Below are 15,543 nucleotides of genomic sequence, written 5' to 3'. Positions count from 1 at the left end.
ATCAAGACTCAGACAACTAATCATTGAAATCGGACAATCGATGGCCTGGCTCGACACCCATGACGCTTTCAACCCCGACCGATACCCCGCACCGGTCATTGGTATCGCGTCCACCCTGGGGGATCACGACTCCGGCCTCCATCAACATCAACGGGGCCAGTTGCTGTTTACCCATCAGGGCTGCACGCGCATCACACTGGCGCAGCACCTGTGCCTGCTACCGCCCTCCCGTGCCGCCTGGATCCCCGCGGGCGTGAATCATCGCGCGGTGATGCAGCAGACCGTGGACTATCGATCGATTTATCTGTCTGCCGAGTTGTGCGCCGAACTGCCACAACAGGTTTGCGTGATCGAAGTCACGCCGCTGCTGCGGGCAGTCCTGGAACCCATCGCCATTGCCGATTTCGACACCGATTGGCGACAAGGCAAATTCGTTCATTTGCTGGGGCTGTGCCTCAGCGAAATTCGTGACGCGGTGCGCCAGCCCATGCTGTTGCCGCTGCCCCAGGACAGACGTTTGAAGCCGCTGCTGGCCATGCCCGAACAACTGCCACCGACCGTTCAGGTACTCGAGCAGCAAATCGGCGCCAGCAGCCGGACCATCGGCCGCATCTTCCAGCGCGAGACTGGCATGAGCTATCAGCAATGGCGGCAGCAGTGGCGGTTGATGCGGGCCATTGAGCTGCTATCCACCGGCCGCAGCCTCAGCTACAGCGCCTTCGAGTTGGGCTTTTCCAGTGACAGCGCGTTTATTGCGTTCTTCAGGGACCTGACCGGCACGACACCGGGGGCGTGGCTCAAGTGACCCAGATGGCGGCACCACGACCTGCGCATTAGCGGAGCTATAACGCCAAAGCGTCCGCTCCGGCAACAATGCGAAGCGGCGCTGCCGGGTCATTGGCAGCACGCCACACCGCTTCGGCCACATCGCGCGCCAAGGTGATCTCGGACGACTGAGCCCATTGTGCAAAGACGTTCTTCGCCAGATCGGCATACGCCTCAGGGATGAGTATTCGCGCCTGCGCGTTTTCACCGAAGCGTGTTTCAGGCGCCCGTCCCGGGAGTACCAGGCTCACGCGGATATTGAATGGCTGAAGCTCCAGCGCCAGCGACTCGGTAAACCCATTGATCGCCGCCTTGCTCGCGGTGTACACGGAAAGCAGCGTAAGGGGCTTCAAGGTCACGCTCGACGTGACGTTCACCACCGTGCCCGCCCTGCGCTGCCTGAACTGGGGCAGCAGTGCCTGGGTCAGTGCGATGGTGCCAAAGGTGTTGGTCTCGAAAATATCGCGAACGGCGTCCATCGGCGTACCCTCAAGGGCGCCGAGCATGCCAATCCCGGCGTTGTTGACCAGCACATCGATGGGGCCCGCGGCCTCTACCACCCGCTGGATGCTCTGCGGGTCGGTCACGTCGAGCGCCAGCACACGCAGATGCGCGGAGCTTGGCAACAACTCCTCGCGCGGCGTGCGCATGGTGGCGATGACTTTCCAACCGTGGTCGAGAAAGTATCGGGCGGTTTCAAGGCCGAAACCGGATGAGCAGCCTGTTATCAGAACGGTTTTCATCAATGACTTCCTGCAGGTGATAGGCGGTACGGAAACGATACGGCCGCGCATCCGGACTTGCTACACTCGAAAGTCCATATCTCATTCGCAGGAGTCCTGCCGTGATTGATCCGTTATCGGAAGTCGTCAGCCTGCTCCAGCCGTGCGCGCCGTTCTCGAAGGTCGTCAGCGGCGCGGGTCACTGGCGTGTTCGCCGATCGGAAGCCGGGCAGCCTTTCTACTGCGTGATCCTCGAAGGTACGTGCCGCCTCGCGGTTGAAGGACGCGAGCCGATCGAGCTCCAGGCCGGCGACTTTGTCCTGATTCCTTCCTCGCCGGGGTTTGCGATGTCGAGTCTTGAGCCGCCGCCCGAGGAGGTTGAGACAGCGCCCGTCGCACAGCTCCAGGGCGGGTTCCGCTTGGGTGTGCAAGACGGGCCGCACGAAGTGCTGGTGCTGGTGGGGCACTGCGTCTTCGGCTCGCCGGACGCGGCTTTGCTGGTGTCGCTGCTCCCGCGGTTGATCCATGTTCGCGGCGAAAAAAGACTCACCACCCTGGTTCAACTGGTGAGCGAAGAGTCCCGCGAGCGGCGGCCGGCGCGGGAAGTGATCCTGGAGCGCCTGCTGGAAGTGCTGCTGATCGAGGCCCTCCGCTCCACGGCGGGACCCGCCACCTCACCCGGCCTCTTGCGCGGGCTTGCCGACGAACGCCTCGCCGTGGCGATCAGACGAATGCACGAAAGCCCGACCCAAGCCTGGACGATTGCGCAGTTGGCGAAAGAGGCCGCCCTCTCCCGCTCGGCCTTCTTCGAGCGCTTCAATCGCGCACTGGGGACAGCGCCGATGGCCTATCTGCTGACCTGGCGCATGGCCCTGGCCAAGAATCTGCTACGCCGCAAGGAAGCTGGCCTGGCGGAGATTGCACAACGCGTCGGCTATAGCTCGGCGAGCGCGTTCAGCGTCGCCTTTACCCGCCATGTCGGGCTGCCGCCCACGCGTTATGCGCAGAACGAGGCGGATCCACTTATGGCCGGCTGAGGTTGTCCGTGATCGCTGTCATCACCATGCTGCCTTCGTCCACGCAGCGCTCGGTGTCACGCGCCATGACCCATTGTGCAAACGCCTCACTCGGCAGCGGGACCGAGAACAAATAGCCTTGCCCCACCTCATAGCCCTGCGCCACGAGGATGTCGCGCTGGGCGATCTGTTCAATGCCTTCAGCCACCACGTGCAAGCCAAGCCCCTTGCCGATACCTATGACGGACTCACTCAGGGCACGGCAGGAAGCATCGCGCTCCAGGTCGTCGACGAAACTCTTGTCCAGTTTCAACTCGCTGATCGGCAGGCGCCGCAAATACCCCAGGCTGGAGTAGCCGGTGCCAAAGTCATCGATGGCCAGGCGCACGCCCAAGGCGTGCAAATCACGGAGGGTTTGCTCGGTGCTGGCGCTATTGGACAGCAAGACGCCCTCGGTCAACTCCACACACAGGTCGCTCGGCTGCAAGTCGCAATATTGCAATTGCCGGTCGACCAACTCGGCCAGATTGCGATTGTGGAAGTTGATCGGCGACAGGTTGATCGACAAGGAAGGAATCCCCAACCCTTGCCGACGCCACTGCGCCAGTTGCTCGCACGCTTGCTCCAGCACCCATTGACTCAGCGCATTGATCAGCCCGCACTCCTCGGCCAGAGGAATGAACCGGTCGGGGCCGATAGGGCCCAGCGTCGGATGCACCCAACGCGCCAGCGCTTCGGCCCCCACCAGACGTCCGCTGCGCAGATCCACCTGCGGCTGATAAGCCAGATACAGCTCATCGCCGGCCAGGGCCCTGCGCAAGTCCGTCTCCAGCATCAAGCGCTCCTGGGCGGTCTTGTTCATCTCCTCGAGAAAAAAGCTGAAGCTGCCGCGTTCGACGCGCTTGGCCTGGTACATGGCGATATCGGCGCAATGCAGCAGGCTTTCCATATCCTGCCCGTCCCTGGGGAACAGGCTGATGCCGATACTGGCCGACAACACCACGCAAGTCCCGGCAACGGTGGCCGGGACGCTGAGGGTCAGCAGCAGCCGCTCAAGAAAGAATGTGACCTGGGTGGCGCCCATCCGTGGCAACACCAACACGAACTCGTCCCCGGACAAACGCCCGACAATGTCCGACTCCCGCAGCACACTGCGCAGCCGTTGCGCCATGACTTGCAGCAGTTCGTCCCCCGAGGCGTGCCCCAGGGCATCGTTGATCTGCTTGAAACGGTCCAGGTCGACAAACAATACCGCCAGTTCGGTCTGCTCTTCAGCCGCTTCAAGCAGGGTCCGCTCGGCCTGGGCCAGGAGGAAATTGCGATTGGGCAAGCCGGTCAGGGCATCATAAAAGGCCAATCGCAGAATGGACTGCCGGGCCTCTTCCCGCTCCAGGGCCAGCAGGCACAGGTGGATACCTGCCGTTACCAGATGGGTATGAAGAGGATCCGGTCCGCGGGACTCCCGGAAGTAGAGCGCAAAGGTCGCCGCGACCCGTCCCGCGGCGTTGCGGATCGGAACCGACCAGCACGCCTGGAAAGCCAACTGTTGAGCCAGGGCCCTGTAGTCGGCCCAGAGCGGGTCGTGGTGAATGTCCGTCACCAGAACCGGCTCGCCCCGGTAGGCCGCCGTGCCACAGGAGCCACTGGCCGGACCGGCTGACAGGCCCTCGATCGCCCTGGAGTAATCCGGCGGCAAGCCCGGGCTGGCCAAGGGGTGGAGGATTCCGTTCTTGTCCACACTGAGGATCGAAACAGCGACCTCGGGGGCAATGTGTTCAATCTCCTCACACAGCAAGGTCAGCACGCTCTCCAGCGACGCCTCTTTCAACAGCGCGCCGATGATCTTGTCCTGCAACACCTCATGCAGCTTTGTCCGGGTAATGTCGGTCAACACGATCACGATGTTTTCGACCTTGCCCCGGGCATCGAACACCGGCGTCGAGGAAACATGCAGCCACAGCCGTTGGCCATTGCGCTTGCCGATCAGCGCGCTGGTTTCATTGGATTGACCGCCGAGGAGCTTTTCCAGCACCTGCTGTGCATTCGCCTTGGCTTGGGTACCCGGGGTAAAGAATATCAGCAGTGACTGACCGATCACCTCTTCACGGGAATAGCCCAACAAGCGAACGAACCCGTCATTGACATAAATGAGGTCTCCATTCGCATCGGCGATACAGGTGGCCGAACGGGTGGCATTGACGGATATCGAGAGCAAGCGGTGCTCGATGTCCTTCAAGCGCGCCTGGGTGATGTCCTTGAGAAAGGCGGCGTAGAGAATGCGGCCCTGCAAGGTGATTTTCGAGATGGACAACGAGCCCCAGCGCTCTTCGCCATCCTTGCGCACAATACGCAGATCCCGGCTGCTGCCGACTATCTTGTTGACCCCGGTCTCGCGGTTGGCGCTGATAAAACCGTCATGCTGGGCATAGACAGCCTGGGGCACCAAGGTATTGACGTTTTGGCCCAGTACTTCGCTGCGCGGACACCCCCAGAGCTGCTCGGCCGCCCCGTTGAAGAACACCACGCAGTTGTGATCATCAATGACCACCACGGCATCAATTGCCTGCTCCAGTGTCTGCACGAAAAAGGGCTCCGCTTCTTCGCCACTGATCAACCCGACGCTAGAGTCCATTTCTCTTACCACTGTATACCTGTAATCACCGCCCTACGCCCTTGGGAGCACGTAAGGCACCGGAAGCGCGACGCTGTCTTTACAACCGAGTGTACGACTCTCTCACCCAAAGCACCTCGTGTCAGGCACTGCGATGAAAACAAGCTGGACGGATATAATCCGCTCCTGGGGTGTCAGTTTAACGGTTTCGTGTATTTCCGCTGTGAAACACCCGAGTTTTTTAAACAACGTCGTATATTCCGGCCTCGCCGGATCGCCCCAATCGAGTGCGAGCCGCCCCAACCCGGAGCATCTCTCAAGGATGGGCGGTGCAAAGCAACCGAACTCAGCCCCGGAAAATCCGCTGTATCTCGCCGCTTTCCCCCCTTGAGCCTGGCGTTGGAGAAAAGACCATGATCTGGCACGCCTCTCGCAAGGAACAGGGCGTGCAGGAGTAGCGCGAGCTAGACGCACCACAATTTGCAAATAGTTGGCTAGGGTTCCGGCTCGCTGAAAAGCGAGTGACTGGTCCGAGAGCCAACGACCTCCAGTTGAGGTTACACGGCGGGATAAAAGCCCGGGAGACAGACCACCTATTCATACAGGTGTCGCGCTGCTCCCTGTCCGCCCATCCTCAACTGGAGTCTTACCATGCGAAAACCCCTTCTATCCGCCCTCCTCGCCGCCGGTATTGCCCTGCTGGTCAGCCTGCCTTCCAACGCCGCGGCCAAGACTGATTTCAACGTCTGCTGGACGATCTATGCGGGCTGGATGCCTTGGGAGTATGCGCAAGCCCAAGGCATCGTCGACAAGTGGGGCAAAAAATACGGCATCCACATCAAGGTCACCCAGCTCAACGATTACGTGGAGTCGATCAACCAGTACACCGCCGGCCAGTTCGATGGCTGCACCATGACCAACATGGACGCCCTGACCATCCCCGCCGCCGGTGGCGTGGACAGCACCGCGCTGCTGGTCAGCGACTTCTCCAACGGCAACGACGGCATCGTCATCAAGGGCAGCGGCAAGACCGTCGCCGACCTCAAGGGCATGAACGTCAACCTGGTCGAACTTTCGGTCTCCCATTACCTGCTGGCGCGCGCACTGGACAGCGTCGATCTGCAGGAAAAGGACCTGAAAGTCGTCAACACGTCCGACGCGGATATTTCCGCCGCCTTCAACACCGACGCCGTCCAGGCCGTCACGACCTGGAATCCCATGCTCGCCGACATCAAGGCCAAGCCGGGGGTCACCGAGGTGTTCGACTCCAGCAAGATCCCTGGCGAGATCATCGACATGATGGTGGTCAATACCCAGACGCTCAAAGATAACCCCGCGCTGGGTAAAGCCCTGACCGGCGCCTGGTTCGAAGTCGTGGCCTTGATGGGCAGTCAGTCCGCCGCCGGCGAAGCAGCCCTGGAACATATGGCCAAGGCCTCCGGCACCGACCTGGCCGGTTTCAAGGCGCAATTGGCGACGACCCAGCTGTTCCGTACACCGCAGCAGATGCTGGACTTCGTCAACAGCCCCGAACTGCCGAAAACCATGGACAAGGTCTCTGGCTTCTCCTTTGAGCATGGCCTGCTTGGCCAGGCGGCCAAGGACAGCAGCGCGGTCGGCATGCGCTTCGCCCATGAGGTCACTCGCGGCGACAAGGGCAATCTCAAGCTGCGCTTTGACCCCGGCTACGTGCAGATGGCGGTCGACGGCAAGCTGTAAGCAGAGGACACGTCCATGCACCTGATCAATCGTCACCCTGATCGGCCCACACGCTTGTTGCTGGTGATCCTGCCCTTCGCCCTGTTGTTGTGTGCCTATTTTTTGGGCTCCGCGCAGCGGTTGGCAGACAACCCCAACGACAAGCTGCTGCCCAGCGCCGTGCAGATGACCGATGCGGTGAAACGCATGGCCTTCAGCGAGGACAAGCGCAGCGGTGGTTATGTGCTCTGGCAGGACACCGCGTCCAGCCTGCGACGCCTGGCCATCGGCCTGGGCGTCAGCGCCGTGGCGGGCCTGTGCCTGGGCATCGCCGCGGGCACGCTGCCGCTGTTCGGCGCGCCGCTGTCGCCGTTGCTGGTGGTGCTGTCCATGGTGCCGCCGCTGGCGATCCTGCCGATCCTGTTTATCGTCTTCGGCCTGGGTGAACTTTCCAAGGTGATGCTGATCGTCATCGGCATCACGCCGATACTGGCCCGCGACCTGGAACAACGGGCCCGGGAAATCCCCGTCGAGTTGCTGATCAAGGCCCAGACCCTGGGAGCCTCGACCTGGACCCTGATCCTGCGCGTGGTCCTGCCGCAACTGCTGCCACGGCTGCTGATTTCCCTGCGGCTGGTGCTGGGATCGGCATGGTTGTTCCTGATCGCGGCCGAGGCCATCGCTTCCGAAGATGGCCTGGGCTATCGGATCTTCCTGGTGCGCCGCTACCTGGCCATGGACGTTATTTTGCCCTATGTGGTGTGGATCACCCTGCTGGCCTGGCTGATGGACTGGGGCTTGAAGCAGCTCACCCGGCGTGCCTTTCCCTGGTACGAAGGAGCCCGCTCATGAGCTTTATCCAAGTCAACAATGTGTGGCAGCAGTATGGCGACCATGTGGTGCTGGAGGGCCTGAACCTGAGTATCGCCGAGGGCGAGTTCTGCACCCTGGTCGGCACGTCCGGCTGCGGAAAATCAACCTTCCTGCGGCTGTTGCTGGGCCAGGAAAGAGCAAGCCGTGGCGAAATACTGCTCGACGGTCAACCGTTGGCCGCGGAGCCGGACCCGAGCCGTGGTGTGGTGTTCCAGCGCTATTCGGTGTTCCCCCACTTGAGCGCGCTGGACAACGTCGCCCTGGGCCTGGAACTGCCCCGGGCGCCGCTGCTGGGCCGGCTGTTCGGCCAACGCAAACGCGCCGCCCGCGAACAGGCGGCGGCGCTGCTGCACAAGGTCGGTCTCGGTCATGCCCTGGACAAATACCCGGCGCAGCTCTCGGGCGGCATGCAGCAACGCCTGGCCATCGCCCAGGCCTTGATCATGAAGCCACGGGTGCTGCTGCTTGACGAACCCTTCGGCGCCCTCGACCCCGGCATCCGCAAGGACATGCACGCCCTGCTGCTGGACCTGTGGCGCGAAACCCGGCTGACCGTATTCATGGTCACCCACGACCTCAGCGAAGGCTTCAGCCTGGGCACTCGACTGATGGTTTTCGACAAGGTGCGCGTCGATCCCCATGCGCCCTATGCCTATGGGGCCCGCATTACTTACGACCTGCCGCTCAACAGCAAGCGCAGCGAGGCCCAGGCGGCCCTCGCGACCTCGCTGGCGAGCGCTCTTCAACCGATCCTGGGACTGACCCCATGAATGACACTGCTGTTTTTGCCGACGAACGCCTGCCCGGCGGCGGCCACCTTTCCTTCGTGCTCAAGCGCGGGCAGCTACTGCGCCTGACCGACCTTCAAGGCGGCGCCAACGTCAGCCTGATGCTGTTCAACGCGCATGAGAAAACCGAGCGTTTGAACCTGCCTGACAGCCTCAAGTGCCAACACACCGCCAAGCTGACAGCCGGCCATTGCCTGTACTCGGACATGGGCCGGGTGCTGGCGGCCATCACCCGTGACACCTGCGGTTGGAGCGACAGCCTCGGTGGTGTGCTCTGCGCCGACGAAGTCGAACAGAAGTACGGCCGCGGTCGCTATCAGGAGCTGCGCAACGGGTTCTACCGCAACGGCGCAGACAACCTGCTGGTGGAGATGGGCAAGTGGGGACTGGGGCTCTGCGATCTGTCCATGACCGTCAATCTGTTCAGTCGCGTCGACGTCGACGCTCACGGTGCCTTGCACTTTGTCGAAGCGCATTCCAAAGCGGGCGACTGCATTGAGCTCTATGCGCCGATGGACACCCTGTTCATCATCACCGCACTGCAACACCCCATGGACCCCGCCCCTGAATACGCGCCCAAACCGGTGCAACTGACCTTTATGAACGCCGACGCCAGCGTCGCCGAACACTGCCGGACTTCGCGCCCCGAAAACCTGCGCGGCTTCATCAACACCGACCGCCTGTTCGCTTGAGGACGACCCCATGACCACCCACCTGCATCCCGAATCAGCCGTCTACCGGGCCACCGTCCCGGCGGGCGAGCCCTGGCTCACCGAAGTGAAGGCCGGCCAGACCCTACGCATCCTCGACCTCGAAGGCAACCAGGCCATTGACACGCTGTTCTACAGCGCGGCCAACCCGCGCGAGCGTTACGACGTCCAACGCACCCTGCGACGCCAGAACAACGTCTACCTGAGCACCGGCAGCGTGCTCTACTCCAATCTTGGCCGCCCTTTGCTGACCATCGTCGAAGACAACTGCGGTCGCCACGACACCCTCGGCGGTGCCTGCGCCCAGGAAAGCAACACCGTGCGTTATGCCCTGGACAAACGCCACATGCACAGCTGCCGCGACAACTACCTGCGCGCCTGCACCCACGATGGTCGGCTGGGCAAACGGGATATCAGCCCGAACATCAACTTCTTCATGAACGTGCCGGTAACGCCCGAAGGCGCCTTGACCTTCGAGGACGGCATCTCCGCCCCCGGAAAGTACGTGCAGTTGCGGGCCGAGATGGACGTGATCGTGTTGATTTCCAACTGCCCGCAACTGAACAACCCGTGCAATGGCTATAACCCCACCCCCGCGGAGCTTCTGATATGGGACTGAAACCCTGGCTCAAGCCCCTGCGGCTATGGCTGTTCACGATTTGCCAGAGTCGCTCGGGCCAGACGCTGCCTCGCAAGCGGCCTTGATCGCGGTCTGGGGACGACCCCGAGACCCTTTCGAAAAACTGTGGGACGACCCGCACCCCAGCCGAGGCGGACCAGCGCCGCCTCCAGGGAATCCGTCATGTTTGACACACTGTTGATTGCCAACCGCGGTGCCATCGCCTGCCGTCTCCTGCGCACCTTGCGCGAACTCGACATCAAGGGCGTGGCGGTGTATTCCGAAGCGGATATCACCAGCCGCCACATCCTTGAAGCCGACCAGGCCCTGAGCCTGGGTGAAGGGGCCGCGGCCGACACCTACCTGGTGGTGGACAAGATCCTGGCGGCGGCCAAGGCCAGCGGCGCCCAGGCCATTCATCCCGGTTATGGTTTTCTTTCCGAAAACGCCGCCTTTGCCGAGGCCTGCGAAGCCGCCGGGATCGCCTTCGTCGGCCCGACGCCAGAACAACTGCGGCTGTTCGGCCTCAAGCACACCGCCCGCGCCCTCGCCCGCCAGCAGGGCGTACCGTTGCTGGAAGGCAGCGACCTGCTCGACGGCCTCGACGACGCCCTGCGGGCCGCGACGCAGGTGGGCTACCCGATCATGCTCAAGAGTACCGCCGGCGGAGGTGGCATCGGCATGCGCGTGTGCCGCGACGCCAAGGAGCTGCAGGAAGCCTTTGAGACCGTCAAGCGCCTGGGCCAGAACAACTTCAGCAACGCCGGGGTGTTTATCGAGAAATACATCCAGCGCGCCCGCCACCTGGAGGTCCAGGTATTCGGTGACGGTGCCGGCGAGGTATTGGCCCTGGGCGTACGCGATTGCTCGGTGCAGCGACGCAACCAGAAGGTCCTTGAAGAAACCCCCGCACCGAACCTGCCCGACGGCATGGCCGAAGCCCTTTGCAACGCCGCCGTGCAGTTGGCCAAGGCGGTCAACTACCGCAGCGCCGGCACTGTCGAGTTTGTCTTCGACAGCGACGATCAACGCTTTTACTTCCTGGAGGTGAACACCCGCCTGCAGGTCGAGCACGGGGTGACCGAGCAGGTCTGGGGCGTCGACCTCGTGCGCTGGATGGTGCAACTGGCCGCGGGTGACTTGCCGCCCCTCGGCGAATTGGGCTCCCGCCTGCGACCTCGCGGCCACGCGGTGCAAGCCCGTTTGTATGCCGAAGATCCGGGCAAGGACTTCCAGCCAAGCCCGGGCCTGCTGACGGCGGTGAAATTCCCGCCGGCCGATGGCCAGGCATTGCGTATCGATACCTGGGTCGAGGCCGGTTGTGAGATCCCGCCCTACTTCGACCCGATGATTGCCAAAGTCATCACCTGGGCCGAGGACCGCGAGCAGGCGCGCCTGCACCTGCACCGGGCGCTGGGCGAAAGCCAGCTTTACGGCGTCGAGACCAACCGCGACTACCTTCGCCAGATCCTGCTCGATGTGCCGTTCGCCAGCGGCCGGCCCTGGACCCGTTGCCTGGAAGCGCTGGTCTATCACGCCCACACCTTCGAAGTACTCAGTGGCGGTACCCAGACCAGCGTGCAGGATTACCCGGGGCGCCAGGGCTATTGGGCCGTGGGCGTGCCGCCTTCGGGGCCCATGGACAGCCGCTCGCTGCGCCTGGGTAACCTGCTGCTGGGCAACCCCGAGGGTTGCGCCGGTCTCGAGATCACCATGAGCGGGCCAAGCCTGCGCTTCAATACTGACGCCGTGCTGGCAGTGACCGGCGCGGTGTTGCCGGTGACGCTCGATGGCGCAGCAGTGGCAATGAATACCGCGCTTAGGGTCCAAGCAGGTTCGGTATTGAGCCTGGGCACCATCGCCGGAGCCGGCGCACGCAGCTATCTATGCCTGCGCGGTGGCGTGCAGGTGCCGGATTACCTGGGCAGCAAAAGCACCTTCACCCTCGGTCAGTTCGGTGGCCACGGTGGACGGGCGCTGCGAGCCGGCGATGTGCTGCACCTGGCCCCGCTGACCGACGCAACGGCCGGCGCGGTGCTTGCCGGGCAACCGCCGCTGGCGGCGCTGCGCTCCATCCGCGTGATCTACGGCCCCCACGGCGCACCGGAATACTTTACCGAAGACTACATCCACACGTTCTTCAGCACCGACTGGGAAGTGCATTTCAACTCCAGCCGTACCGGCGTGCGCCTGATAGGCCCCAAACCCGAGTGGGTTCGGGCCGACGGTGGAGAGGCCGGGCTCCATCCGTCCAATATCCACGACAACCCCTATGCCATCGGCGCGGTGGATTTCACCGGTGATATGCCGGTGATTCTCGGCCCCGACGGTCCCAGCCTGGGTGGCTTCGTGTGCCCGGTGACCGTGATCGAGGCCGACCTCTGGCAATTGGGGCAGCTCAAGGCCGGGGACAAGGTGCGGTTCATCCCGACCAATCTCGCCCAGGCACGCCAACTCGCCACCGCGGCGCTGACCACCGAGCCCCCCAGGGACGCCGCCGTGATCGGGCTGCAATCCCCCATTGTGCTGGACCTGGGCCAGGATGATACCCGCCTGGTGGCACGCCTGGCCGGTGATACCCACCTGCTGCTGGAGATCGGCGCCGCCGAGCTCGACCTGGTGTTGCGCTTCAGGGGCCACGCCTTGATGCAGGCGCTCGAAGCCAAGGCGTTGCCTGGGGTCATCGACCTTACCCCCGGTATCCGCTCGCTGCAGGTCCACTACCAACCCGAGCAACTCCCCCTGGCCCACTTGCTGGAGATCGTGGCTGGCGAATGGGACGCGGTCTGTGCTGCCCGCGACTTGCAGGTCCCCTCTCGCATCGTGCATTTACCGCTGTCGTGGGATGACCCGGCTTGCCAGCTGGCCATTGAAAAATACATGACCACCGTGCGCAAGGATGCGCCGTGGTGTCCCAGCAACCTGGAGTTCATTCGCCGCATCAATGACCTGCCCGACCTGGATGAAGTACAGCGCACGGTGTTCGAGGCCAGCTATCTGGTCATGGGCCTGGGCGATGTCTACCTCGGGGCACCGGTAGCGACGCCGCTGGATCCCCGGCATCGCCTGGTGACCACCAAGTACAACCCGGCGCGGACCTGGACCGCCGAGAACTCGGTGGGTATCGGAGGCGCCTACCTGTGCGTTTATGGCATGGAAGGCCCCGGCGGCTACCAGTTCGTCGGGCGTACGCTGCAGATGTGGAACCGTTACCGCGAAGTGGCGGCGTTCTCCGGCAAACCCTGGCTGTTGCGCTTCTTCGATCAGATTCGGTTCTACCCGGTCAGCGCGCAGGAGTTGCTGCACATCCGTCGCGATTTCCCCCTCGGTCGCTTCGACTTGAACATCGAGCACAGCCAATTGCGCCTGGCCGACTACCAGGACTTCCTGGCCAGTGAGTCGAGCAGCATCCAAGCGTTCCGAGACCGGCAACAGAGCGCTTTTTCCGCTGAAAGACGGCGCTGGATCGACAGCGGCCAAGCGCACTTCGAAAGCAGCGAAGCGCTTGTCGAGGCACCCGAAGAGGCGCCCTTGCCGGCTCATCAAACCAGCGTGGAAAGCCCCATTGCGGGGAACCTCTGGCAGGTTCAGGTCGCTGTCGGCGAGCGGGTCGCCGCAGGCGCGGCGTTGGTGGTGCTGGAGTCGATGAAGATGGAAATTCCGGTGCTCGCGCCCTGTGCCGGCATTGTTCGAGAAGTGCTCGTGCAACCCGGCTCGGCGGTGCGCGCCGGGCAACGGGTGGTCGTGATTGAGCCCGTCCCCCCTACAGGAGAAAAGCCATGAAAACCGATCTGCAACTGGACGTGCTGCGGGCACGCTACGCCAGCGGCGAATGCTCGCCACGTCGCCTGATCCTCGCCCTACGTGAACAGGCCGAGGCGTTGAATCCCGACTTCAATCTGTTCATCCACCTGCTCAGTGCCCAGGAGCTGGAGCCTTACCTGGTCGCCCTTGAATCCAGCACGATGGAAAGCCTGCCGTTGTACGGCGTGCCCTTTGCCATCAAGGACAACATCGATCTGGCGGGTATCCCCACCACGGCGGCGTGCCCGGCGTTCGCCTATACCCCGCAGCGTTCGGCGACCGTTGTCCAGCAGTTGATCGACCTGGGGGCGGTGCCGTTGGGTAAAACCAACCTCGACCAGTTTGCCACCGGCCTCAACGGCACCCGCTCACCCTATGGCCCCTGCCGTAACAGCGTGCTCGCTGAATACCCGTCGGGGGGCTCCAGCGCGGGCTCGCCCTTGACGGTGGCACTGGGTTTGACCAGCTTTGCCCTGGGCACCGATACCGCGGGCTCGGGCCGGGTGCCGGCGGCGCTCAACAACCTGGTGGGGCTCAAGGCGACCAAGGGACTGCTGTCCACGGCCGGGGTGGTGCCGGCCTGTCGCACCCTCGACTGCGTGACGACCTTCACCGCCAGTGCCGCCGAGGCGAGCCGCTTGTTGGCGCTGATCGCGCAGCAGGATCCTGAAGATGAATACAGCCGCGCCAATCCCGCCTGGAACGATGGCACGGCGTTCGGCAGCGTGCGGCCGTTTCGATTTGGCGTGCCACGGGCCCAGGACCTGGAGTTTTTCGGCTGTACTGAAGGACCGGGGCTGTTTGCCGCCGCGATCGAGCGCTTGCAGGCATTGGGCGGCGAAGCGGTCAGTCTCGACCTGTCGCCGTTTCTTGAGGCCGCACGGCTACTCTATGAAGGTCCATGGGTGGTCGAGCGCTATAGCGTCGTCGGCGAGCTGGCGCAGGCTCGGCCAGATGCGCTACTGCCTGTGATCCATGCCGTGCTGGCGAAAGCCCCCCAGGTGAGCGGCGTGCAAACCTTCCGCGCGCAGTATCGCCTGCAGGCACTCAAGGCGCAGTGCGACCGCCTGATGGCCGGGCTGGATTGTGTACTGACGCCCACCATCGGTCGCCCGGTGACCTTGGCCGAGCTTGCCGAAGAGCCGGTCCTGCGCAACGCCGAGCTGGGTTACTACACCAACTTCATGAACCTGCTGGACTATGCCGCCGTGGCCGTACCGAGCGGCTTCATGGCCAACGGCTTGCCCTGGGGGGTGACCTTGTTGGGTCGGGCCTTCACCGATCAATACCTGCTGAGCCTCGCCCATGCGTATCAGGGCGGTAAAAAACCTGCCCATGAGGCTCGCCATGATCAGGCCCGCCTGGTGGTCTGCGGCGCGCACCTTGACGGCCTGGCGCTTAACGGGCAACTCAAGCAACGCGGCGCGCGCCTGCTCGAAACGACCCGGAGTTCACCGGATTACCGGCTGTACGCACTGGCCGGCGGCCCGCTGAAGCGTCCGGGGATGGTCCGGGTCGCTGAAGGTGGCGTGGCCATCGCCGTGGAGGTCTGGCAATTGCCCAGCAGCGAGTTGGGCTCGTTCCTGACCGGGATCCCGGCCCCGCTGGGGTTGGGTAAGGTGCAGTTGGACGATGGTCGTTGGGAGACCGGGTTCATTTGCGACGCCTATGGCCTGGAGGGCGCCACGGATATCAGCGCTTGGGGCGGCTGGCGCGCCTGGTTGTCCGCGCAGTCCTGAGTCCATCGCCTGAACAAGCGCCCCGGCATCAGACAACACTGATCCTGGGGCGCCCAACCCCGGCGAACGTCAACGCGATGGAATTAAGCACCCGGGTACCTCCTCATCCGCCACCTGCTTGCTCTAACATAGCGCCTC

Annotated in this window: 11 protein-coding genes and 1 riboswitch; of the genes, 9 read left to right on the top strand and 2 right to left on the bottom strand. The window is 63.3% G+C overall.

Features of this window, described 5'->3' with window-relative positions; all coding sequences use genetic code 11:
• Window positions 1-40 precede the first annotated feature (40 nt).
• A complete protein-coding gene (locus tag M5B42_RS10600; protein ID WP_248745765.1) occupies window positions 41-805 on the top strand; it encodes a helix-turn-helix transcriptional regulator in 765 nt (254 codons plus the stop codon).
• Window positions 806-842: 37 nt separating this feature from the next.
• Here the strand turns inward: M5B42_RS10600 and M5B42_RS10595 are convergent, their stop codons facing one another.
• Window positions 843-1,568, bottom strand: a complete 726-nt coding sequence (locus M5B42_RS10595; RefSeq protein ID WP_248745764.1) for an SDR family oxidoreductase — start codon at window positions 1,566-1,568, stop codon at window positions 843-845.
• A 101-nt stretch (window positions 1,569-1,669) separates the two neighbouring features.
• Here M5B42_RS10595 and M5B42_RS32180 point away from each other — a divergent pair, with 101 nt between their 5' ends.
• The gene (locus tag M5B42_RS32180; protein ID WP_248745763.1) at window positions 1,670-2,584 is read left to right on the top strand and encodes an AraC family transcriptional regulator; all 915 of its coding nucleotides are present in this window, start codon (window positions 1,670-1,672) and stop codon (window positions 2,582-2,584) included.
• Here M5B42_RS32180 and M5B42_RS10585 read toward each other — a convergent pair.
• Window positions 2,571-5,195, bottom strand: coding sequence for an EAL domain-containing protein (locus tag M5B42_RS10585; RefSeq protein WP_248745762.1), 2,625 nt, complete (start codon window positions 5,193-5,195; stop codon window positions 2,571-2,573). The two genes, M5B42_RS32180 and M5B42_RS10585, sit on opposite strands and share 14 nt — an antisense overlap.
• A 462-nt stretch (window positions 5,196-5,657) precedes the next feature.
• A riboswitch (guanidine-I (ykkC/yxkD leader) is annotated at window positions 5,658-5,760 on the top strand.
• A gap of 65 nt (window positions 5,761-5,825) precedes the next feature.
• On the opposite strand from M5B42_RS10585, the gene M5B42_RS10580 reads away from it, so the two are divergent.
• The 7 genes from M5B42_RS10580 to atzF all read left to right on the top strand — a co-directional run bounded on the left by M5B42_RS10580 (window position 5,826) and on the right by atzF (window position 15,405).
• Window positions 5,826-6,893 (top strand): putative urea ABC transporter substrate-binding protein, encoded by a 1,068-nt coding sequence (locus tag M5B42_RS10580; protein ID WP_177104722.1) that lies wholly within the window; start codon window positions 5,826-5,828, stop codon window positions 6,891-6,893.
• A gap of 15 nt (window positions 6,894-6,908) precedes the next feature.
• Window positions 6,909-7,724: an ABC transporter permease gene (locus M5B42_RS10575; RefSeq protein ID WP_152740818.1), complete on the top strand. Its 816-nt coding sequence runs from the start codon at window positions 6,909-6,911 to the stop codon at window positions 7,722-7,724.
• Entirely contained in the window at window positions 7,721-8,515 is a 795-nt protein-coding gene (locus tag M5B42_RS10570) for an ABC transporter ATP-binding protein (RefSeq protein ID WP_152740817.1), read from the top strand. The genes M5B42_RS10575 and M5B42_RS10570 overlap by 4 nt, the downstream gene beginning before the upstream one ends.
• On the top strand, window positions 8,512-9,225 hold the full coding sequence (locus tag M5B42_RS10565; RefSeq protein WP_248745761.1) for an urea amidolyase associated protein UAAP1: 714 nt from the start codon (window positions 8,512-8,514) through the stop codon (window positions 9,223-9,225). The genes M5B42_RS10570 and M5B42_RS10565 overlap by 4 nt, the downstream gene beginning before the upstream one ends.
• A gap of 10 nt (window positions 9,226-9,235) precedes the next feature.
• Window positions 9,236-9,862 (top strand): urea amidolyase associated protein UAAP2, encoded by a 627-nt coding sequence (locus M5B42_RS10560; protein WP_248745760.1) that lies wholly within the window; start codon window positions 9,236-9,238, stop codon window positions 9,860-9,862.
• Between the two features lie 183 nt (window positions 9,863-10,045).
• The gene (gene uca / locus M5B42_RS10555; protein ID WP_248745759.1) at window positions 10,046-13,645 is read left to right on the top strand and encodes an urea carboxylase; all 3,600 of its coding nucleotides are present in this window, start codon (window positions 10,046-10,048) and stop codon (window positions 13,643-13,645) included.
• Complete coding sequence (atzF, locus tag M5B42_RS10550; RefSeq protein ID WP_248745758.1) at window positions 13,642-15,405, top strand: allophanate hydrolase; 1,764 nt, start codon at window positions 13,642-13,644, stop codon at window positions 15,403-15,405. The genes uca and atzF overlap by 4 nt, the downstream gene beginning before the upstream one ends.
• Window positions 15,406-15,543 lie beyond the last annotated feature (138 nt).

Source organism: Pseudomonas sp. MWU12-2037, from assembly GCF_023242345.1.
Lineage (GTDB): Bacteria > Pseudomonadota > Gammaproteobacteria > Pseudomonadales > Pseudomonadaceae > Aquipseudomonas > Aquipseudomonas gingeri_D.
This window is presented reverse-complemented; position numbering and strand designations above follow the sequence as displayed.

Excerpts from the sequence above, each read along its gene's own strand:
- M5B42_RS10600 (WP_248745765.1), top strand. The coding sequence starts at position 41 with ATGGCCTGGCTCGACACCCATGACGCTTTCAACCCCGACCGATACCCC.
- M5B42_RS10595 (WP_248745764.1), bottom strand. The coding sequence starts at position 1,568 with ATGAAAACCGTTCTGATAACAGGCTGCTCATCCGGTTTCGGCCTTGAA.
- M5B42_RS10585 (WP_248745762.1), bottom strand. The coding sequence starts at position 5,195 with ATGGACTCTAGCGTCGGGTTGATCAGTGGCGAAGAAGCGGAGCCCTTT.
- M5B42_RS10580 (WP_177104722.1), top strand. The coding sequence starts at position 5,826 with ATGCGAAAACCCCTTCTATCCGCCCTCCTCGCCGCCGGTATTGCCCTG.
- M5B42_RS10575 (WP_152740818.1), top strand. The coding sequence starts at position 6,909 with ATGCACCTGATCAATCGTCACCCTGATCGGCCCACACGCTTGTTGCTG.
- M5B42_RS10570 (WP_152740817.1), top strand. The coding sequence starts at position 7,721 with ATGAGCTTTATCCAAGTCAACAATGTGTGGCAGCAGTATGGCGACCAT.
- M5B42_RS10565 (WP_248745761.1), top strand. The coding sequence starts at position 8,512 with ATGAATGACACTGCTGTTTTTGCCGACGAACGCCTGCCCGGCGGCGGC.
- M5B42_RS10560 (WP_248745760.1), top strand. The coding sequence starts at position 9,236 with ATGACCACCCACCTGCATCCCGAATCAGCCGTCTACCGGGCCACCGTC.
- uca (WP_248745759.1), top strand. The coding sequence starts at position 10,046 with ATGTTTGACACACTGTTGATTGCCAACCGCGGTGCCATCGCCTGCCGT.
- atzF (WP_248745758.1), top strand. The coding sequence starts at position 13,642 with ATGAAAACCGATCTGCAACTGGACGTGCTGCGGGCACGCTACGCCAGC.